24 protein-coding genes are annotated in these 21,225 nt (G+C 40.2%); 19 read left to right on the top strand and 5 right to left on the bottom strand.

Translation table 11 applies throughout. The annotated features are described in order from the left end of the window. Window position 1 precedes the first annotated feature (1 nt). Window positions 2-1,012: an MraY family glycosyltransferase gene (locus QFZ78_RS18075; protein ID WP_307549622.1), complete on the bottom strand. Its 1,011-nt coding sequence runs from the start codon at window positions 1,010-1,012 to the stop codon at window positions 2-4. A 681-nt stretch (window positions 1,013-1,693) separates the two neighbouring features. Here QFZ78_RS18075 and QFZ78_RS18070 point away from each other — a divergent pair. The 16 genes from QFZ78_RS18070 (at window position 1,694) to QFZ78_RS17995 (ending at window position 16,515) form a co-directional block, all read left to right on the top strand. After that, complete coding sequence (locus QFZ78_RS18070; RefSeq protein ID WP_307549620.1) at window positions 1,694-3,523, top strand: polysaccharide biosynthesis protein; 1,830 nt, start codon at window positions 1,694-1,696, stop codon at window positions 3,521-3,523. Window positions 3,524-3,538: 15 nt separating this feature from the next. Further along, window positions 3,539-4,414: a UTP--glucose-1-phosphate uridylyltransferase GalU gene (gene galU, locus QFZ78_RS18065; RefSeq protein ID WP_307549618.1), complete on the top strand. Its 876-nt coding sequence runs from the start codon at window positions 3,539-3,541 to the stop codon at window positions 4,412-4,414. Between the two features lie 9 nt (window positions 4,415-4,423). Continuing rightward, the gene (locus QFZ78_RS18060; protein WP_307549615.1) at window positions 4,424-5,578 is read left to right on the top strand and encodes a glycosyltransferase family 4 protein; all 1,155 of its coding nucleotides are present in this window, start codon (window positions 4,424-4,426) and stop codon (window positions 5,576-5,578) included. Beyond that, complete coding sequence (locus QFZ78_RS18055; protein WP_307549614.1) at window positions 5,563-6,672, top strand: glycosyltransferase family 1 protein; 1,110 nt, start codon at window positions 5,563-5,565, stop codon at window positions 6,670-6,672. The genes QFZ78_RS18060 and QFZ78_RS18055 overlap by 16 nt, the downstream gene beginning before the upstream one ends. Window positions 6,673-6,675: 3 nt before the next feature. Then, complete coding sequence (locus tag QFZ78_RS18050; protein WP_307549613.1) at window positions 6,676-7,560, top strand: glycosyltransferase family 2 protein; 885 nt, start codon at window positions 6,676-6,678, stop codon at window positions 7,558-7,560. 21 nt (window positions 7,561-7,581) lie between these two features. Beyond that, window positions 7,582-8,655 carry an EpsG family protein gene (locus QFZ78_RS18045; RefSeq protein ID WP_307549611.1) on the top strand — a complete coding sequence of 358 codons (1,074 nt, stop codon included), beginning with the start codon at window positions 7,582-7,584 and terminating at the stop codon, window positions 8,653-8,655. Between the two features lie 23 nt (window positions 8,656-8,678). After that, on the top strand, window positions 8,679-9,725 hold the full coding sequence (gene galE / locus QFZ78_RS18040; RefSeq protein ID WP_307555770.1) for a UDP-glucose 4-epimerase GalE: 1,047 nt from the start codon (window positions 8,679-8,681) through the stop codon (window positions 9,723-9,725). A gap of 58 nt (window positions 9,726-9,783) precedes the next feature. After that, window positions 9,784-9,972: a YwzD family small protein gene (locus tag QFZ78_RS18035; RefSeq protein WP_307549610.1), complete on the top strand. Its 189-nt coding sequence runs from the start codon at window positions 9,784-9,786 to the stop codon at window positions 9,970-9,972. A gap of 13 nt (window positions 9,973-9,985) precedes the next feature. Further along, on the top strand, window positions 9,986-10,591 hold the full coding sequence (locus QFZ78_RS18030; RefSeq protein ID WP_307549608.1) for a sugar transferase: 606 nt from the start codon (window positions 9,986-9,988) through the stop codon (window positions 10,589-10,591). Continuing rightward, on the top strand, window positions 10,578-11,567 hold the full coding sequence (locus QFZ78_RS18025) for an ATP-grasp domain-containing protein (RefSeq protein WP_307549606.1): 990 nt from the start codon (window positions 10,578-10,580) through the stop codon (window positions 11,565-11,567). The genes QFZ78_RS18030 and QFZ78_RS18025 overlap by 14 nt, the downstream gene beginning before the upstream one ends. Further along, on the top strand, window positions 11,557-12,249 hold the full coding sequence (locus QFZ78_RS18020; RefSeq protein ID WP_307549604.1) for an HAD family hydrolase: 693 nt from the start codon (window positions 11,557-11,559) through the stop codon (window positions 12,247-12,249). Before QFZ78_RS18025 ends, QFZ78_RS18020 begins: the two co-directional genes overlap by 11 nt. A gap of 56 nt (window positions 12,250-12,305) precedes the next feature. Further along, entirely contained in the window at window positions 12,306-13,481 is a 1,176-nt protein-coding gene (locus QFZ78_RS18015; RefSeq protein WP_307549603.1) for a DegT/DnrJ/EryC1/StrS family aminotransferase, read from the top strand. 15 nt (window positions 13,482-13,496) lie between these two features. Further along, a complete protein-coding gene (gene glmS, locus QFZ78_RS18010) occupies window positions 13,497-15,299 on the top strand; it encodes a glutamine--fructose-6-phosphate transaminase (isomerizing) (protein WP_307549600.1) in 1,803 nt (600 codons plus the stop codon). Then, window positions 15,299-15,649, top strand: coding sequence for a helix-turn-helix domain-containing protein (locus QFZ78_RS18005; RefSeq protein ID WP_307555768.1), 351 nt, complete (start codon window positions 15,299-15,301; stop codon window positions 15,647-15,649). The genes glmS and QFZ78_RS18005 overlap by 1 nt, the downstream gene beginning before the upstream one ends. Further along, window positions 15,633-16,040 carry a VanZ family protein gene (locus QFZ78_RS18000; RefSeq protein ID WP_307549598.1) on the top strand — a complete coding sequence of 136 codons (408 nt, stop codon included), beginning with the start codon at window positions 15,633-15,635 and terminating at the stop codon, window positions 16,038-16,040. Before QFZ78_RS18005 ends, QFZ78_RS18000 begins: the two co-directional genes overlap by 17 nt. A gap of 133 nt (window positions 16,041-16,173) precedes the next feature. After that, entirely contained in the window at window positions 16,174-16,515 is a 342-nt protein-coding gene (locus tag QFZ78_RS17995) for a helix-turn-helix domain-containing protein (protein ID WP_261302561.1), read from the top strand. Window positions 16,516-16,517: 2 nt separating this feature from the next. On the opposite strand, the gene QFZ78_RS17990 is transcribed toward QFZ78_RS17995, so the two are convergent. Continuing rightward, the gene (locus tag QFZ78_RS17990) at window positions 16,518-16,718 is read right to left on the bottom strand and encodes an anti-repressor SinI family protein (protein WP_307549594.1); all 201 of its coding nucleotides are present in this window, start codon (window positions 16,716-16,718) and stop codon (window positions 16,518-16,520) included. Between the two features lie 196 nt (window positions 16,719-16,914). Between QFZ78_RS17990 and QFZ78_RS17985 the strand changes: the two genes are divergently transcribed. Beyond that, window positions 16,915-17,781 carry a metallophosphoesterase gene (locus tag QFZ78_RS17985; RefSeq protein WP_307549592.1) on the top strand — a complete coding sequence of 289 codons (867 nt, stop codon included), beginning with the start codon at window positions 16,915-16,917 and terminating at the stop codon, window positions 17,779-17,781. Between the two features lie 47 nt (window positions 17,782-17,828). Here QFZ78_RS17985 and QFZ78_RS17980 read toward each other — a convergent pair whose 3' ends face one another. After that, a complete protein-coding gene (locus QFZ78_RS17980) occupies window positions 17,829-18,224 on the bottom strand; it encodes a hypothetical protein (RefSeq protein WP_307549590.1) in 396 nt (131 codons plus the stop codon). 241 nt (window positions 18,225-18,465) lie between these two features. On the opposite strand from QFZ78_RS17980, the gene QFZ78_RS17975 reads away from it, so the two are divergent. After that, window positions 18,466-18,972, top strand: coding sequence for a tyrosine-type recombinase/integrase (locus QFZ78_RS17975; protein WP_261302557.1), 507 nt, complete (start codon window positions 18,466-18,468; stop codon window positions 18,970-18,972). Between the two features lie 233 nt (window positions 18,973-19,205). Here QFZ78_RS17975 and QFZ78_RS17970 read toward each other — a convergent pair whose 3' ends face one another. Continuing rightward, complete coding sequence (locus QFZ78_RS17970) at window positions 19,206-19,574, bottom strand: helix-turn-helix domain-containing protein (RefSeq protein WP_029196339.1); 369 nt, start codon at window positions 19,572-19,574, stop codon at window positions 19,206-19,208. 138 nt (window positions 19,575-19,712) lie between these two features. Between QFZ78_RS17970 and QFZ78_RS17965 the strand changes: the two genes are divergently transcribed. After that, window positions 19,713-20,141, top strand: coding sequence for a hypothetical protein (locus QFZ78_RS17965; protein ID WP_307549588.1), 429 nt, complete (start codon window positions 19,713-19,715; stop codon window positions 20,139-20,141). Between the two features lie 550 nt (window positions 20,142-20,691). Here QFZ78_RS17965 and QFZ78_RS17960 read toward each other — a convergent pair. After that, on the bottom strand, window positions 20,692-21,120 hold the full coding sequence (locus tag QFZ78_RS17960; RefSeq protein ID WP_057305039.1) for a DUF2621 domain-containing protein: 429 nt from the start codon (window positions 21,118-21,120) through the stop codon (window positions 20,692-20,694). Between the last annotated feature and the right edge of the window lie 105 nt (window positions 21,121-21,225).

The raw sequence follows: 21,225 nt of genomic DNA, 5'->3' as shown, positions 1-21,225 counted from the left end.
ACTAAGAATGTTGTGTGTCGGTAATATCAACTTTACTTAAGATCCATCCGATCAGGGTTAAAATTACAGTAATTAGAAAGAAACAATACAGTATGGGGCTGCGTGAATAAAAGAAGATCAACGAAATAGATCCTAGAAACACACAAAATAAGTAGGTTAAAATTACCGTACTCTTTACCGAGAAACCTAATTTAACTAACCGCAGTGCGAAATGATCTTTAGTGCCTTTCCATGGTGGAATCCCAGACTTTATACGTAATAAAGATATGAATATCGTCTCAAAGATTGGTATTCCAAGAATAATAACTGGAAGTACTTCCAGACTATATTCTTTGTATTGGAACATTTGTGTTGTTGAACATGCGATTAAGAATCCTAAAAATAAACTTCCGGTGTCCCCCATAAAAATCTGAGCAGGATTAAAGTTGAATTTTAGAAAGCCGAAACATGCTCCCGCTATAGATAAAAGCAACAAACCATTCATTATATCTCCTAGTTCTAGACAGATTAATGAAAGAAAAAAGGATGAAATAGCAGCCACACCGGAGGCCAAGCCGTCCATAATATCAATCAGATTAAAAGCATTAGAAAGGCTCACTATCCATGTAATCGTTAAAATAATATCAAGCTGTTCTAACCCGGTTAGGGTGATTCTAATTCCTGCTGTCCATGCCAAAGAAGCTGCTATGATTTGAAAGGATATTTTAGTTAGAGGGCGGAGTTTATAAATATCATCAGTGAAACCGAGTGCAATTATAATAAAACACGAAGTAAGTAATCCGTATACGACAAAAGGAATCATAATCTTATACAGAAAAATGATGAAGGTTGATGCAATCAAAACAGAAACAAAGATGGATAACCCACCTAAATAGGGTGTATTTATTTTATGTGTTTTTAGGTTTGTGTTTGATACATCAAGTATCATAAATCTTAAAGCAATATTTTTCGCGATTGGAGTAAATAATAGACTCAATAAAAAAGAAGTCAATAAAGAAGCAACAATAAACATATTTTTCTTGTCCTCCAGAACACTAGTAATTAAACCTTATTGATACATATCGTATCATCACTATTGTGTTAAGTAAATTGTTTAATTTCTAAAGATTTTTCCGTAATAGCCCCTCTTAAGCGCAAAATGCCGAGTTACTCGCATTGTGATGTTGATGTTCGAAGTCATCGGGTTATACGATATTTGAAAGAATACCAGAGTTAACCTTTTACGATTAGAACAGGAGACTTAGGAGACTTAGATGATAATTCCATATTGACCATTACTGGAAGACTAGGCAAATCAACCAATAATTTTGTGTTGACACGTTCTTTATAAAGAACTACAATGAAATAAACCACTACGAACTAGAGAACGGATATTTTTTTACATTTAATGTTCTTTATAAAGAATTAAAATACAACATATGTTCTTTATAATAGGTTTATTACCGAACTTTATAGTCTTGTTCTTTATAAAGAACGACGAAGAAGGTTCCTAAATACGCTCCGGTGATGCCTCCTTACCGTTATCAATGGAAGCACTCGACCATGCTGTGGGTTGAATAGACCTTAGACGCGAGTCGTCAAAAGTGTGGTGCGAGGAAGGGTTAGATGCCCTAGAAAGTATTAAAGGATTTAATTATATGGTCTTTCTCCAAAGGCCTTATACTTAAGAACTTTAGTGAGAGGGTGGATTTATTTGTCATACCGACAAAGGTTTTCGTTATTATTTTTCATAGACTCTTTTATTGTATTAACTTCCATTTTTTTTAGCCGATTTTTATTGAGTGCGGATCTAAACGTCATAACGTTGCCTTTGGTCGTTAGTTCAATTACGTTGCTGCTTAGTCATCATGCATTTTCCTTTATGTATAAGCTTTATAAGAAAGCGTGGGAACATGCGAATATCGATGAATTATTATTTATTGTAAAGGCTATAACGTTTTCTATTGTTACTGTGGCGTTTGTTCAACAAGTCTTTGTTCAGGATATTTACTTCCGATTACTTGCTGTGACATGGATGCTACATATCTTGTTGATAGGAGGCTCGCGATTCTGCTGGCGACTCCTTCGGAATAGGTATATCAAGAATCCAGTGAATAAGAAACGTACACTGATCGTTGGTGCTGGTTCGGCAGGGATGATGGTTGCCAGGCAATTGATTAACAATAATGATGCAGAATTAGAGCCTATTGCATTTATTGATGATAACTCAAAAATACATAATTTAGATATTTTAGGAATACCCGTCGTTGGCGGCGTTAATCGCATGGAAATGACGGTTAAAGAACTACAAATCGACAATATTATCATTGCTATTCCTTCCCTAGGTAAAAAGGACCTCAACGTCATATTCCAAGAATGTGTGAAGACGACTGCGAAAACCCAAACATTGCCTAAGCTAGAGGATCTAGTAACGGGTAAGCTTTCAGTTAATCAATTCTTGGACGTTCAGGTTGAAGATTTATTAGGACGCGAACCGATAGAACTCGATATTGAAAGTATTTCCGAATTTATTACGGACAAAGTGGTACTGGTAACTGGTGCTGGAGGCTCAATTGGTTCGGAAATTTGTCGTCAGGTCACGAAGTTTCATCCTCAAAAGCTCATTCTCTTAGGACATGGGGAGAACAGTATTTATTCGATTGAAATGGAATTAAAGGACATTTGTGTACATACAGAGATTGAATTCATTACGGAAATTGCCGATATTCAGGACTCCTGGAAGATGATGTCGATCATGAACAGACATCGGCCGGATGTTGTGTACCACGCAGCTGCCCATAAACATGTACCACTCATGGAGCGAAACCCGGAAGAAGCGTTAAAGAACAATGTAATCGGCACGATGAATGTTGCCAAAGCGGCTAGCAAGTTCGAAGTAGGAACATTTGTCATGATATCAACGGATAAAGCGGTGAATCCAACCAGCGTCATGGGGGCCACCAAAAGAATGGCTGAGATGATTATTCAGGATATGGATAGAAACAGCAATACCAAATTCGTTGCCGTTCGTTTCGGTAATGTATTAGGGAGCAGGGGGAGTGTTATTCCCAGGTTCAAGCATCAGATTGAAAAAGGCGGGCCGGTTTCAGTCACTCACCCCGACATGATTCGCTACTTTATGACGATTCCCGAAGCATCCAGATTGGTCATCCAAGCCGGAGCATTAGCGAAAGGCGGAGAAATCTTTATCCTAGATATGGGAGAGCCTGTGAAAATCGTGGATCTGGCGAAAAACCTCATTAAGCTATCCGGCAACTCGCTCGAAGACATCGGCATTGAATTTACCGGAATGAGACCGGGTGAGAAGCTTTATGAAGAGCTGCTGAAAGCTGACGAAATCGACGAACAGCAAGTATATCCAAAGATTTATATAGGTAAAACGGCGGATCTTTACGTGGAAGAAATTAAAGAGATGATTTCCATTTACGCCTCTCTTGATAAAGAGAGCTTAAGGGAATATCTCGTAAATTTAGGGAATAGCAATATAATTCCGTTACCTAAGAAACTAGTCTCAATTGGCTAAAAGGAGCAAACATCTATGAAAGTAAGAAAAGCCATTATTCCGGCCGCTGGCTTGGGTACAAGATTCCTACCCGCAACCAAAGCTATGCCCAAAGAAATGCTACCCATTGTCGATAAACCAACTATTCAATATATCGTCGAAGAGGCTGTAGAGTCTGGGATTGAAGATATTATTATCGTGACGGGTAAAGGGAAAAGGGCGATCGAGGATCATTTCGATAATTCCTTTGAGCTTGAGCAAAATTTATTGGAAAAGCAAAAGTTCGACTTATTAACCGAAGTCCAGAAGTCGTCCAAAGTAGAAATTCATTATATTCGCCAGAAGGAACCCAATGGTCTGGGACATGCCATTTGGTGTGCTCGCAAGTTCATTGGGAATGAACCCTTCGCTGTGCTGCTAGGTGATGACATCGTTCGGGCGGATACGCCTTGTCTGAAGCAGATGATGGATCAATATGAATCTAGCTTTGCTTCCATCATTGGAGTGAAGCACGTGTCTGATGAAGAAGTGTCCAGGTATGGAATTGTTGACGGTAATGAAATTGAGAAGCGTTTATATAGCATCAATCATCTAGTGGAAAAGCCTAAGAAAGAGGAAGCGCCGTCGAATCTTGCGATTATGGGCCGCTATATCCTAACTCCAAGGATTTTCGATATTCTCAATAACCAAAAGCCAGGAGCCGGAGGGGAAATTCAACTTACCGATGCCATTGCGGAATTGAATCTAATCGAATCAGTGTATGCTTACGAATTTGAAGGACAGCGATTCGATGTAGGCGAGAAGTTAGGTTTTATACAAACGACGATTGATTTCGCGCTGCAGCGTGAGGATTTAAGATACGAATTGCTAAAATATCTTTCTTCCATCTTGGAGAAGGAATTAATTAAGTAGGGGATGCAGATGCCTAAGAAAGTGCTATTATGTGCTACGGTTGATTATCACTTCAAAGCTTTTCATTTGCCCTACATGAAGTGGTTTAAAGAGCAGGGGTGGGAGGTCCATATTGCCGCTAACGGGGATATGGACCTTCCTTATGTCGACGCGAAGTTTAACATTCCGATCCAAAGGTCACCTTTTAAACTAATCAACATGAAGGCTTATACGGAGTTAAAGTCAATTATTGACGAAAATAAATATGATATTATCCACTGTCATACCCCAATGGGGGGCGTATTGGCTCGTTTAGCAGCGCGGGATGCACGTAAGAGTGGGACTAAGGTCATATATACCGCACATGGTTTTCACTTTTGCCAAGGAGCACCGATCGTTCCTTGGTTGGTTTATTATCCTCTAGAGAAAATTCTTTCCTATTTCACGGATTGTTTGATTACCATCAATGAGGAAGACTACCAACTAGCCGTTAAGCGTCGATTCAGAGCAAGTCGAATTGAGCACGTACATGGCGTAGGTGTGAATACAGAAAGATTCAGACCCGCCTACGATTCGCATAAGCGTGAATTAAAGCTGACAACCGGCTATCACCCGGATGATATCCTCTTGTTCTATGCAGCTGAATTTAATCAGAACAAAAATCAGCAATTGCTCCTGCACGCACTAGCTTCTGTCAAAGATGGCGTTCCTAATGTCAAACTCCTGCTTGCTGGTGAGGGGCCGTTGAAAGAACAATGTCAAGATTTAGCCAAGAAGCTGGGTATAGAGGATCAGGTTGATTTTCTGGGTTATCGAAATGACATAGATCGCTTATTACCGATGTGTGATATCGCCGTTGCCTCCAGTCTTCGTGAAGGGCTGCCTGTGAATATCATGGAAGCTATGGCTTGTGGCCTTCCCATCATTGCTAGTGAGAACAGAGGGCACAGAGAATTGGTTCAGAATGAACATAATGGTTGGATTACAGCGCCTAATGATCGTGAAGCAATGGCGGAGAAGATCAAGCTTTTAGTTCAGAACAAGGAATTAAGAGAGAGGCTTGGCACGTGTGGCAGAGAGATAGTTGAAAGAAGATACGCCATCCAGCAGGTATTAAATGAGAAGAGTACGATATATTCATTATATATGGGAGAAAAGGTGGAGGTCATGTGGGCGATCCAATAAGAATTTTACACGTAGTAGTCAATATGAATCGAGGTGGAGCGGAAACTCTCCTCATGAATTTATATCGCAATGTGGATTGTTCCAAGGTTCAATTCGACTTTCTTACGAGTAAAGCGGGAGCCTTTGATGCCGAGATTATGGAAATGGGCGGAACCATCCATCGGATCCCCTATGTATCGGAAATTGGTCATACCAAATACATCCAAGCTTTGGATCAATTCTTTATGGAAAATCCGAATTACAAAATTGTGCATGCTCATATGGATAAAATGAGTGGATTCGTATTGCGTTCTGCAAAAAAAGCGGGAGCACCCATACGAATTGCACACAGTCATAACACGAGCAGTGAGGGCGGAATTGCGGCCAAAACATATAAGTGGGTAGCCGGAACATTTATAACATCCTGTGCAACTCACTTTTTGGCATGCTCGAGTAAAGCAGCCCAGTGGTTATTTGCAAACAAGGGAAGTAAAGTCGTGATTTTAAAGAATGGGATTGAAAGTGATAAATTTGCGTTCTCACCCGAGGTCAGAGAGCAAGTAAGGCAGGAGCTGAAGCTCTCACCTGAATGCTATGTCGTAGGGCATGTGGGGAGATTTGCTCATCAGAAGAATCATTCCTTTCTCATTGATATTTTTGCGCAATTGAACCGAGATCAGCCGGATACGGTGCTTGTCTTAGCAGGGGATGGACCGCTGCGTCCAGAGATTGAGAAGAAAGTGAAAGCTCTGCAGCTACAAAGTAAGGTAAGGTTCCTTGGCGTCAGGAGTGACATTACGCGACTGCTTCAAGCTTTTGATATGTTCGTATTTCCCTCCTTACATGAAGGACTGCCTGTTACGCTAATAGAGGCACAGGGTGCTGGACTGCCTTGTCTCATATCAGATGAAATTACCCAAGAAGTGGATATGGATATTCATTTAGTAGAGCGGTTATCGCTCGGTGACAAACAGGTTTGGGTAGACCGGATGAAGCATGTAATTGCAAGAAATTCGCCAAGGTATATTCCGGCGTTCTCTTTATCGAACAAGGGCTACGATATCAAGAATACAGCGGCATGGACAGAGGGTTTTTATTTAGGTATATCGAGGTGAACTATGAAGAAGCTTACTGTATTTACACCGACTTATAATAGAGCTTATTGTCTTCACGTTTGTTACGAGAGTTTGAAGCGGCAAACATCCAGAGATTTCATTTGGTTAATTATAGATGATGGCTCTACGGACGAAACTGGTGAATTGGTTGCTGGCTGGATGGCAGAGAATGAAATCCCTATACGTTATCATCGGCAGGACAATCAGGGTATGCATGGAGCTCATAATACGGCTTACAGGCTAATCGATACGGAATTGAATGTATGTATTGACTCTGACGACTATATGCCGGATGGCGCCGTGGAACAAATAAATGCCTTTTGGGAATTACACGGCAGCGAACATGTAAGTGGCATCATCGGTCTTGATGCTTTTACAGATGGCCGCATCATTGGCTCAAGGTTGCCAGAAGATCTTAGGAGTTCAACACTTTTTGAGTTGTATAGTAAACATCGTGTGACTGGTGATAAAAAGCTGGTTTATCGAACAGAATTAACCCGACGGTATCCTTACCCCATTTTCGAAAATGAAAAGTATGTAGGTCTGGCCTACAAGTACTACATGCTGGATCAGCAGTATGAAATGCTGCTCATGAATGAAGTGCTTTGCTGTGTGGAATATTTACCGGATGGTTCCTCGATGAACATGCTGAAACAGTACCGCAAGAATCCGAACGGCTTTGCCTTTTACCGTAAAGAGCTTATGAAACTACCCTTTGCTAGCTTATTTTTTAAATTCAGACAATCAATCCATTATGTATCCAGCAGCATGACATCAGGTAATCGTGAGTTTATGCGGGAAACACCTGCCAAAATCCTCACTTTTCTCGCTATTCCTCTTGGAATCATGCTCTATTGGTATGTAATTAGAAAAACAAGAATCTCTTAGGTACTCGAAAGGAAATCAAAAATGGCCATACTATGGGTTAATCTGGTTGTCGTCTATATCGCATCAATATTCTCAAGGTATTTGGCCACACCAGTGACAATCGGTCCTGGTCCTCTCTCGTTTAAGCCCAATAAATGGATGACTGCAATCGTGATGGCAACATTCGTATTAATAGCCGGTCTTCGTAAAAATATTGGTGATACCTTCTTTTATATGCATGCCTACACGATAAGTGATTTTACGTGGGAAGAGGTTAAAGCTGAGAAGGATATTGGCTTCGGAATCTTACAAATGATATTGAAATCTTTCACCGATGATCCACAGTTATTGATATTTTTAACGGCGTTAGTGACCAATGTGCTTATCGTCTATGTGTTATACAAGTATTCGAGATTGTTTGAAATGAGCATCTATGTCTACATAACGTCAGGGCTATACATTGTCTCGATGAACGGCGTCAGGCAATTTTTGGCTTCAGCAATTGTCTTCGCTGCGACCAAATACTTATTTGAAGGTAAATGGCTTAAGTATTTTCTCGTAGTTGCCTTCGCCTCAACATTTCATGGGAGTGCCCTTATCCTCATTCCTATTTATTTCATTGTGAGAAGGAAGGCGTGGACGTCATCCACTTTTGTTCTTCTATTTCTTGCAGTGATGTTGATTCTGGGATATAACGTAATATCTGATGCAATCTTCGCAGCTATCGCGGATACGCACTATAGCGAATATAAGGAATTCCAAGAAGGCGGAGCTAATATCATTAGGGTAGCTATTGGGGCAGTTCCTTTGGTATTTGCTTACCTGGGAAGAAACAAACTTAGGGAGATATTTCCTCACGGTGACTACGTAGTAAACATGTCGATATTGAATTTTATTGTCATGGCCGTCGCAACACAGAATTGGATTTTTGCCAGGTTTACAATCTATTTTGGTTTATATAATGTCATTCTCATGTCATGGGTCATCAGTTTATTCGTAAAAAAACAGCAGAAATTCATTTACTACGCAATCCTGGGTTTTTATTTGATTTATTTTTACTACGAAAACATGGTTATCTTAAACATTATTTATAGAAGTGATTACTTGAAATTCTGACCAACATTTAGGGGGTATAAATGATGGCAATCCTCGTAACGGGTGGAGCTGGTTATATCGGAAGTCACACCTGCGTGGAATTATTAAATGCCGGATATGAGATTGTAGTTGTTGATAATCTTGCCACCAGCAGCTCGGAATCGTTAAGAAGGGTAAGAGAATTATCAGGTAAAGACTTCAAATTCTATCAGATTGATCTGTTAAATCGGGAGGATTTAGAGATCGTTTTTAAGCAAAATAAGATTGAAGCGGTGATTCATTTCGCAGGGCTCAAAGCCGTAGGTGAGTCTGTTCGTTTACCGCTTCGCTATTACCATAATAATATCACGGGGACGCTCGTGCTCTGTGAGCTTATGCAGGAATACGGGGTAAAAAGAATCGTATTCAGTTCATCAGCAACTGTATATGGCATATCCGAGCATGTACCTATCTCCGAAGATGCTCCACTTGGCGCTACGAACGCCTATGGGCGTACGAAGCTAATGATTGAAGAAATCATGCAGGATATGTATGTTTCCGATCCAATATGGAGCATCGCGATCCTGCGTTATTTCAACCCTATTGGTGCCCATAGTAGTGGAAGAATAGGCGAAGATCCGAACGGCATACCTAATAATCTGATGCCCTATATCACGCAGGTGGCGGCAGGGGGATTAAAGGAACTTCAGATTTATGGGAATGACTATCCGACCTTGGATGGCACAGGTGTGAGGGACTATATCCATGTAGTGGATTTAGCTCAAGGGCACTTGAAGGCGCTGGAGAAGGTTATGTCGACTACAGGTGTGGAAGCTTACAACCTTGGGACGGGACAGGGATACAGCGTTGTGGAGATGGTTGCTGCTTTCGAAAGGGTAACCGGCAGGCGCATTCCGTATAAAATGACGGATCGGAGACCTGGGGACATTGGGATTTGCTATTCGAACCCGACCAAGGCTGAACGGGAGCTGGGATGGATCGCCGAGAAAGGCATTGATGAGATGTGTCTGGATGCATGGAGATGGCAATCGAATAATCCGCACGGCTTTCAAGAAGAGGATAATTTGCTAGTTGAATCTAACATTTCATAACACGTGTGCACGCACAACGTAAATAACCAATAACTAATTGTATAATGAGGTCTTATTCATGGATATATCGGCATTGACGGAGCAACAAATGAAGAATATTGTGTTTCATGCTTACAAAGTAGGGAATGAGTCGGAACATCTCAAGGCAAAAGAACTGATTGAAGAAATTAAACAACAGATCATTTCCGTCCTGAGAGGGAATGAGTTTGACGTATTAAATCAAAGCTTTTTCAGCCCAGAACAATAGGAGTAGATCATTCATGAAACGACTTTGTGACTTGTTGATATCCATTCCCTTATTCATACTATTTCTTCCGATTATGGGGATTGTCGCTGTATTGGTTAGGTTAAAGTTAGGATCTCCCGTCATATTTATGCAGCAAAGGCCGGGATTACATGGGAAACCTATCCAAATTTATAAATTTCGGACCATGACGGAAGCTAGAGACTATGAAGGAAATTTATTGCCCGATTCGATAAGATTAACCCCATTTGGTATGTTTCTTAGAAAATATAGCCTAGATGAATTGCTGCAATTGGTTAATGTCATCCAGGGAGTTTTAAGTTTAGTCGGGCCTAGGCCTCTGTTAATGGATTATTTGGCTTTATACACTGAAGAACAGGCTAAACGTCATCAAGTTCGACCCGGAATTACTGGATGGGCTCAAGTCAACGGCAGGAATGCAATCTCATGGGAAGATAAATTCAAATTGGATATCTGGTACGTGGAAAATCAAAACTTACTCCTTGATATTAAGATTTTAGCTTTAACTTTTATTAAAGTGTTGAAACCGCAAGGGATCCAAAATGGCAATCATGCAACAATGCCAATATTTGAAGGGAGTATGAAAAATGTTGAACAGTAAGATAAATATTTTGTTTACTAGCTCCGGTAGGAGATTGTCTTTATTGCAGCAATTTAGGAAAGTGCTCGTTCAACATAACCTAAACGGGAGTATTATGACCGCGGATTTAAAACAAACTGCACCCACTGCTTTTTTTAGCGATAAGCATTTTATTGTACCGAGAGTAACGGATCCTAATTACATACCGAAATTACTTCAAATATGTCAAAAGGAAAAGATTGATATTATCATCCCGCTTATCGATACGGAATTGGTTATTCTTTCAGAAAATCGACATGCTTTTGAAGAAATTGGTGTGAAATTATTAGTTTCAAGTAATGAATTAAACGAAATCTCATGTGATAAAACCAAAGCATATAAATATTTCCAAGATAGGAATATCTCTACTCCAAAAGTATTTAGCGATGATGAAATTAATAATAAACAGTATCAATTTCCGCTATTGATCAAGCCTCTTAACGGAAGCTCAAGTGTAGGGGTTACCAAAATCAACAATGAAAAAGAATTGTACTTTTTTAAGGATTACATCCCCAATGCTATGGTTCAGGAATTTGTTACAGGTACAGAATATACGGTTGATGTGATGGTTGACTTTAATGGAAATATAAAAACAGTCGTTCCAAGATTAAGGTTAGAAACCAGGGCAGGAGAAGTCAGTAAAGGGGTTACTAAGAAAGATAGTGATATCATTACTGCAGTAAAACAAGTGGTCAAATCTTTGCCTGGTCCAGTTGGGTGTATCACATTGCAATGCTTTAAAAAAGAAAATGGAGAGATTACTTTCATTGAAATTAACCCGCGCTTTGGCGGAGGAATTCCGCTTTCCATTGAAGCAGGTGCAGATTTTCCATTGTGGGTCCTCCAAATGTGCAGTGGCGAATCCTTCTCCGAAGAGGATTATAATTGGCGTGAAAATCTAACGATGCTTAGATATGATGAGGCAGTCTTTACAGAGAGTATCCAACATGACCATTAATGCTTTGGTTTTCGATATGGATGATACCTTATACCAAGAAAAGGATTATGTGCAAAGCGGCTTTAAAGCGATTGATCGTTGGATGAACAAAGAGTTCAAGATCACGGGTTTTTATGAAACAGCACTAGATCTATTTCTCTCAGGAAAAACAAAGCTTATATTCAATGAAACGCTCGAGAAACTAAATATTTTTTATGATAATACGATGATTAAGAATATGGTCGATTATTATCGATCTCATGAACCTGATATTCATTTGTTAGAGGATGCCAAGTGGATTCTTGAGAATTTAAGGGATACTGTTAAAATTGGTTTAATATCGGATGGATATTTAGTTGCTCAGGAAAAGAAAGTTAATGCATTAAAACTTCAAGAAAAATTTCACTCAGTTATTCTCACAGACAGATTGGGCAGAGAGCATTGGAAACCCAGTCATGTTCCCTATGAACAAGCAAGTCGGGAATTACAGCTTCCGCATGATCAGTGTGTTTATATCGGAGATAATATTAATAAAGATTTTATAACAGCCAAGAGACTTGGGTGGATAACAATCCAAATAGATCGAAAAGATGGGTTATACTCAGGGATTGCAGCTGATCAAGAATATAAGGCTCATTTTTCAATCGATAATTTGAGGGATCTATCTGATTTACCTATGCTAAAACATATGTTTGTCTATTAGCGCCGAATGGCGCTTTTTGTGTTTAATTAATCTTGGAAAGGCTGTGAAGGCGGCGAATGACTACACCTAACAAAAGAATTTATCTTTCCCCTCCACATATGAGCGGGAATGAAATGAGCTATATCCAGGATGCCTTTGATACGAATTGGATCGCCCCTCTAGGTCCGCATGTGGATGCATTTGAGAAAGAGCTTGCGTCTTTTGTTGGATCTAATGCCGCTGCGGCAGTTAGCTCGGGGACCGCGGCAATCCATCTGGCATTGCGGCTGATAGGTGTCAATGAAGGGGACAGCGTATTCTGCTCAAGTCTTACCTTCGTGGCCAGCGCAAATCCGATTGTTTATTGTGGAGCGAGGCCGGTATTTATTGATTCTGAGCCCGAGACATGGAACATGTCCCCTAGGGCATTGGAATTCGCTTTGCAAGATGCTGCTCTAGAGGGGAAATTGCCTAAGGCCGTTATTGTTGTAAATCTCTATGGTCAAAGTGCAAAAATGGACGAAATTATGTCGTTATGTGAATCCTATGATGTCCCCGTCATTGAGGACGCAGCGGAATCGCTCGGATCTATGTATAAAGGAAGAGCAAGCGGGTCATTCGGCAAGTATGGCGTATATTCATTCAATGGGAATAAGATTATATCTACTTCAGGCGGGGGAATGCTGGTTTCCGATGATGTAGAGGCATTAAAGCAAGCTCGTTTCTTAGCTACACAAGCACGGGATCAAGCCGTCCATTATCAACATAGTCAATTAGGATTCAATTATCGAATGAGCAATGTGTTAGCTGGAATAGGCAGAGCGCAGCTTGAGGTTTTGAAAGAGCGAGTCAATGCGAGAAGAGCTGTTTTTAACCGTTATGATGAAGCCTTATCCCATTTGCCAGGCATTCAATTCATGCCAGAACTAGCAAATACGCGCTCGAATCGGTGGCTCACCGTATTAACGATAGAGGAGAAAGAAGCTGGGGTAACCGCTCAGGAAGTGTTAGAAGCATTGACAGAATTAAACATCGAAGCCCGTCCAGTCTGGAAACCGCTGCATCTGCAGCCGCTTTTTGAAGGAGCTCGGTACTATCCACATAGCAATAACGAGAGTGTATCAGAACGATTGTTTCAAACAGGAATTTGCTTACCGTCGGGGTCACAATTAGAGGAAGATGAACAACAGAGTGTGATCACTTGTATCAAGAAAGCTGTTATGCAAACTATGCCATTCAAGGTCGTTATTTAAAAGGAGGAAGTAATCATGTGTGGAATTGTCGGTTACATCGGAAATCAGGAAGCGAAGGATATCCTGATCAAAGGATTAGAAAAACTAGAATACAGAGGGTATGATTCTTCCGGAATAGCCTTATTAAATGACAGAGGCGTGCATGTTTATAAAGAGCAGGGCCGGATTGCAGAGCTTCGCGAAGTCATTAACCACGAGGAAATGGCGAGGGTTGGAATTGGTCACACGAGATGGGCTACACATGGCAAGCCAAGCCGCAGGAATGCGCATCCTCATCAAAGTAACAATGGTCGGTTCACGATTGTACATAACGGGGTTATAGAGAACTTCGAAGAAATGAAGCATCAATATTTGCTTGAAGTATCCTTCACCAGCGACACGGATACGGAAGTCATCGTACAGATGATGGAGAAATTAGTGGAAAGCGGGTTGCAGGTGGAGGAAGCTTTCCGACAATTGCTTATGACAATCAAAGGTTCTTATGCCGTAGCGTTATTAGATAATCAGGATCTGGAAACGATTTATGTTGGCAAAAATAAGAGTCCCTTACTCATCGGGCTCGGAGATGATTTTCATGTGATCGCAAGCGATGCTATGGCGATGCTGCAGCTTACGAGTCAGTTCGTTGAGTTGATGGATGAGGAGATGGTCATACTTCGCCAAAAGACCAAAACCATTAAAAACCTGAGCGGAAACCTTATTCAGCGGCGGCCATTTCAAGTTAAACTGGATGCCAGAGATATTGAGAAGGGACCCTATCCGCATTATATGCTGAAAGAAATTGATGAACAGCCCGTCGTCATCCGCAAAGTCATTTCCAAGTATCAAGCCGGTAATGGGGACTTGATGATAGACGATAACATTCGTGAGAGCATGAAGCAAGCAGATCGCATCTACATCATTGCATGCGGTACAAGTTATCACGCCGGATTAGTCGGAAAGCATTTGCTTGAAAAGATTGCGGACATCCCGGTTGAAACACATATCGCAAGTGAATTTTTGTATAACAGACCCATTCTGTCCCGTAACCCCTTATTTATCTGTATTTCTCAAAGTGGGGAGACAGCAGATAGCAGGGGGGTATTGGTAGCCGTCAAACAAATGGGCTATTCAGCATTGACAATTACCAACGTTCCAGGTTCAACCTTATCCCGTGAATCGGACTATACCTTATACACGCATGCCGGACCAGAAATTGCTGTAGCATCAACGAAAGCCTATACGGCACAAATTGCGGTGTTAGCGATACTTGCGTTCGATAGTGCAAGAAATAAGGGCAAATTAGGCGATGTGAATCCTATTCATGAATTAAGTATAGCGGCCAATGCGATGGAAATTATGATTAACAAAAAAGAAATGATGGAAGAAATGGTGTGGAAGTATTTAAATGCTTCACGTAATTGCTTCTTTATTGGTCGTGGTGTGGACTATTACGCATGTTTGGAAGGCGCATTAAAGCTTAAGGAAATTTCTTATATTCAAGCGGAAGGATTCGCTGGCGGGGAATTAAAGCATGGAACGATTGCATTAATTGAGGAAGGAACGCCTGTTATCGCGCTTCTCACACAACCTCATATTAGAGCAAATATTCGAAGCAATGTGCAAGAGGTTATAGCACGTGGCGCTAATGTGTGTATGATTAGCATTGAAGGGATAGAGGAGAAGAACGATCAAATCGTTTTACCTGCGGTTCATGAGTTTCTTACTCCGCTTGTTTCCGTCATTCCGTTACAATTAATAGCGTATTATGCAGCTGTATATCGAGGTTGCGATGTAGACAAACCAAGAAATCTAGCCAAAAGTGTCACTGTGGAGTGATGATAACGATGATCGGTCAAAACATATCAAGTATCCGGAAACAAAGGGGGTATACGTTGTCCGAGCTGTCAGAGCGGACCGGTATTTCCAAGTCCTATTTAAGTAACATAGAACGAAATCTCAAACAGAACCCTTCGATTCATGTCATGGAAAAAATAGCTTTGGTTCTTAAAGTAGACTTGAAAATGCTGTTAAAAATTGCTGCTGATGTGGAAACAAGCCAACAGCTTGATCAGGAGTGGATGGATTTTATTAATGATTTGAAGCAGTCCGGCATAGATAAGGAACGTATTCATGAATTAAAAATTTTGATTGAGTTTATGAAGTGGAACAATGATAAAATTAAGTAGAATGAAGCAGTTGTTATGCTTGATCGTATTGACTATAATCATTGGAACTATATTTGTTTTCACTGCTCTTCAGACCTTTACCGGTGAGAATACCAAAGAGCAAATCCAGCAAATAACAGGTATGAATGAACATAATGCTTATGTAACCAATGCGATTATTCGTAAATCCGCACATGTCCTTATGTTTGGCTTGCTCAGTATCTTTTTCTACATAGTGATTCGTAGGCAGTCGATATGGTTCGCTTGGGTTTGCACGACCTTGATGGCCATTGTTGATGAATGGCATCAGTCATATGTACCGGGAAGGTCCGCATTAGTCCAGGATGTGCTGCTGGATTCACTAGCAGCGCTGATATTTCTTAGAATTATTATTTATATAAGAAAACGATAATAGTGAAGTAACTCAAAATAGCCCCTTCTTGGGGCTTTATTGTTCGTTATATGAAACAAATTTGTTCGTTAGAAGAAATTCTGATATAATAACATCAAGAGCAACATTACTTCATTATAAGGGAAGATCCGAAATGATTGGAAAACGAGTTCAACAATTGAGGAAAGAAAAGGGTCTGTCTCTTACAGAACTGGCGGAACGTGCAGGGGTTGCTAAATCTTATATTAGCAGCTTGGAGCGGGACATTCAGAAGAACCCTTCGATTCAGTTTCTTGAGAAAATTGCAGCTGTTCTGAAAGTGCCTGTCGATAGGCTAATTGATGACCAAGAAGAGATGGCTGCTAATGACCGTGAGCTCGATCCGGAATGGTATGAGATCATTAAAGAAGCCATGACTTCTGGGGTTGACAAGCAGCAGTTTCGAGAGTTTCTGGATTTCAATAAATGGAGAATGAAACGTCCAAACGACGAATAGTTCTAGGACGATTGTTGAATGAATCCCTTTGAGGACATGAAGCGATCGTTTTCCGTTGAAAGTGAAATTGTCGTGGGTTGGAAGGGGCTTCTTAGGAATGCGCGGATATCTTCCATCGTAAGACCCATCTTACGCGCGCTCATAATAAGATTGACCCACTCCTTATCAAACTCTTCGGTATCCACCTGGTTTATCTGATTCACAAACGACCCCTCCAAATCATCTATCGCGATACAATTTGTATCTGTTGATTTATTATCGCACGTTTTTTCTGTGAAATCAATCCCGATTACATTAAAATTATACAAATTGTATCGCTGTTCAAGTGGGTTCCCTCGACATAAATCGCGTAAATATGCAGTCGGCTCAAAACATAAGGAGAGGGTAGGGAAACCTAAAGTGAAGAATATTCGCCTAAATCGCAGGACGTTTCTCAAAAAAAGTCTGATTGCGGTTGAATCCTTAGCCATATTAACGGGAGTTAGTGGATTATATGGCATCTTCGGAGAGCGGTATTGGATTCAGTCGACAACGGTTCGTCTTTCGTACCGTCGGTATCCTGCATCGTTTGCGGGCGTGCGTATTGTCCAATTCAGTGATACGCATATCGGCAAGTATTACAGTCTAGAACAGATGAACAAAGTGGTTGATCTGCTGCAGCGGCAAGAGCCTGACATCATCTGTTTTACAGGAGATTTATTTGATTCCAGATTCGGTGAAGTAAGTGACGAAGTGATTCCGATCTTATCGCGACTCCAAGCAGGAATGGGCAAATTCGCTGTGCTCGGTAATCATGATATGCGGCTAAATTCCAGTCGTGTAAGGGATGTACTTGAGCGATCCGGCTTTACCGTCTTAGTCAACGAAAGCCGATCTATTGAACGTGGGAATGGACGACTACAGGTCGTTGGTATAGATGAAATGCTCCACGGTAAACCGGATTTGCCATTCGCCTTGCAAGGTGTAAAGCAGGATGATTTCGTGCTTCTACTTGCGCATGAGCCAGATATCGCAGACACGTCGCTAAACTATCCAGTCGATCTGCAGCTCTCTGGACACAGCCATGGCGGACAGATTAGGATTCCATTGTACGGCAGTATATTTACGCCGGAACTAGGACAAAAGTACCCTATTGGCTTGTACACCTTTGAAGGAAGCGAGTTTCACGTCTACACGAACCGTGGAATTGGTACGACTTTGTTCCCGATTCGGTTCAATTGTAGGCCTGAAATAACAGTGTTTGTCCTAGAAACGAAGCTGTCATAAGCACATAAAAACTCCGTTAGCCGAAGCCAACGGAGTATATGTATTCATCAGTAGCAAAACCACTTTTTCCAAATATCAAAGGAATCCATACTATCAATATCATCCCATTTGATATCGTCCCAGTCTTTGTCGTCCCATTTAATGTCGTTCCAGTGATGGTTATTGTTATTGTTATTGTTATTGTTATGGTTATGGTTATTATTATTATTATTATTATTATTATTATTATTATTATTATTATTATTATTGCTGTTGTTGTTATTTTTACTATTATTGCTGTTATTACTATTCCAATTATTATCTGAAAAAATTGAAGCAAACTTAGAAAGAATGCTGTTTTTCTGAGAACTTCCTGATTCGTTACCTGAAGCTGAAGCATATGCAGGGAAGATGATTGCACTAAAGAGTAAAATCAGACAAGATATTCGAACGATTTTTAACACTGTACATAACCTCCAATCCTAAGAATTGCTGCACGCAATCGTTCTTTATTAAGAATTATACAGCAATAATTAGGTTTTGAGAACTATAAAAGGCATAGATCATTTATTAAATTTATGATACAATATGTAACATAATATAAGTAGGGGGAATGATAGAGTAAAATAAGAGTTTTCTTGCTGTAATAAGATACAATTCGTAACATACAAACGGAACTGATTAAATTCATGCGAGGTGCAACTCATGCAGGTTGTTCAACCTATTAGAGAACAAGAGAAAATTGAACAGATACAGGCTGTTTTGAAAGAACAGTCGATTCGAGACTGGCTTCTTTTCACCATTGGGATTAATTCGGGACTTCATCTAAGCGATCTATTGTCTTTGAAAGTGAGCGATGTGAAGGATCGAAGTGTAGTCAGCATCAAGGAAGAGAAAACGGGGAAAGCAAAGACGTTTCAACTTTCTCCACAGCTTAAAACTTATATTGAAGAATATATCCAATATATGGATGGAGATGCCTATTTATTCCCATCCCAACGAACGGGCAATCCGATCAAAAGAATCCGAGTTTATCGTATTTTAAATGAAGCAGCCAAGCAAGTTGGACTAAACGACATAGGTACACACACACTTCGAAAAACATACGGCTATCATTATTACCTAAGAACGAAAAATGTTTCGGTCCTCAGAGACTTATTTAATCAATCGGCTCCATCAGTGACATTAAAGTATATTGGCGTGAAGGAATAGAAAATCAACTTAAGTTGATTTTTGTTGAAAGTAGTGGCTCGGGATAGATACATAATGTATCATGGCGATTAGTAATATTGTAATTCTTTTTAAAGTTAATAGCTGAGCGTTGGGAGTGGAGTTTCTTATGAAACAAGAAGAAAAGATTTCAGTAGAAATTCATCATGTTCTTCAGCAGTTAGGGATCGACCAGCAGAAGTTTCAGAATCAAGTTATGATGTCTTCCTCACAAGCTACTCCAAGGAACGCTCAGCTCTTACAAAAGCGATGAATCGTTTTGCTTCCTCTGGGGTCAGAACTCGACCATCCACGGTTAATGAAAACTTTTTCAAAATGCTCTCATCCGTTAAATCGAGATGCTCTACGAACTCTCTAACATCATGATCTAGAACCGTTTGTGGCTGATCAGTCCGGCCAAGTAAATAATCAACGGTAACATTAAAAAAATTGGCGATCTTATTAATGGTTTCGTAGTCCGGCTCACGTCGATTTGTTTCGTAATGAGAAAGAGCGGCTCTAGATATTCCAATTTTATTAGAAAGTTCCTCTTGAGTTAATCCTCTTTTTTCGCGTAAAAGGGCAATGCGATCTCCATATTTCAGCGTGATCATTCCTCACTGTTTAATTATTCTTTAACATTATAACCACTGTTTTTCTCGCTATATACCAGAGAACTATTATAACAAAGCAAAGATTCATTGACTAGATACAAGATGTAACAAAAAGGAGGGATGAGGCAAATGGCGTTGGAGAAAAAAAGTAAATTATCATTAGTCGTACCACTGGATGGAAAGTTGAATATTATTCGAATTCGAAATCAACTCATTAATAGCAAACATGCACTAATCGAAATTATAGCACTTGAAAAGTCCCAATTCACATTTGCTAGTCCCTTATGTTTGCCAACCAGCCATCAAGTCACCTATGGTTTTGAATTTACAATTTTCGGTCAATTATTTCAAGTTAATGGTAGCATAGAACTAGAAAGTAATAACGATAATGAATACATCTATAAAGCGGTTATTCAATCTGAAGACCATGTTGTTTCCGAAATGCTCTATGCCATCAATCAACTTGCGGTCACACAGAATACGGAATACGTTAAGCTTTCAAAAAGCTACACGCCAGAACATTCATCAGCTGTTAGTACAGTTGATTTGATATGTTGAGTGAGAAATAAAGCCGCTCAGCTTGTGCTAATCCGTTTGTTGCTCTCATAAGGTTAGTATAAAAACCAATGAATGTCGAATTAAAATGTTCGAATACATAATTTCTATATCCATACACGGAAAAATGAATCCAGCCCCTTGCAATGTTACAAAACGTATCTTATAATCAAGATATATACAGAATGTAACAACATACGACATTTTGAGCATTCAAAGGGGAGAAATATCATGAATTCGGATATTGTCTATTGTATTCAATGTAGTTCGATTATAGGTAGAGGTCATTCAGATCAGATATTTAAGACGGGTTTCTATCATACAACGATTCCACTTTGTCTCTGCAAAACGTGCGTTTCCACGGAGGAGAATAGGTTAAGTATAGAAATTATAAGCAATTCCCATAAGTGCTATTCCGATTTTGCTTTGCCCTTGTCTATCTAGCGGGAGGGTGGTGTAAGACCGGTTTTTTTCGTTATATTGGTAAGCGCTTTCAAAACATAGGAAAGAAAAGCCTTCCTCTTACGTAAAAAGCGGAATGGCTTTTTTTATTTTATTGGAGTAAATGCTTATGCGCACTATAGTCAATCTGCTGCTTTTCGAGGAAGCTAGTCAAGCTTTTATAGTCGCGCCGTGGTGTTGCGAGAATGTAACCTTGAATACAGTGGTCACGCGTTACTTCACTTGCATGCGCCTCCAAGGCAACCTGTCCAATGCGTGCTGCGATGGAATGCTTGGCAATATCTCTAAAAGCTGTCGGCACAGGTGATACCAATTGATCGAGAAATGTTTTGGAGTCTTCTGTCCATAAGTGCCGCGAGCTATCCACGTAGTGATTTTGCCAATCCAGTTTCGACTTACCGTCTTCTTTGGGCAGCACCTTGAGGAACTTCCGAAACATGAAATACCCGCCAATAGACATGAACAAAAGCAGGACACATACCCAGAAAATGATGAACCACATGAAAAAATCATTAGCCATTTATTTGTCACCTCACTAGCCTACATCAATATATCTTAAGAATTATACCTTATTTCTAGATTTCTTGCGACAATCCTAGTAAAATAGGAAGGTAGTAGACGTAAC

It is taken from the genome of Paenibacillus sp. V4I5, from assembly GCF_030817255.1.
Taxonomy (GTDB): domain Bacteria; phylum Bacillota; class Bacilli; order Paenibacillales; family NBRC-103111; genus Paenibacillus_E.
The sequence above is the reverse complement of the archived record's forward strand: the minus strand, read 5'-3'. Positions and strand labels throughout refer to the sequence as shown.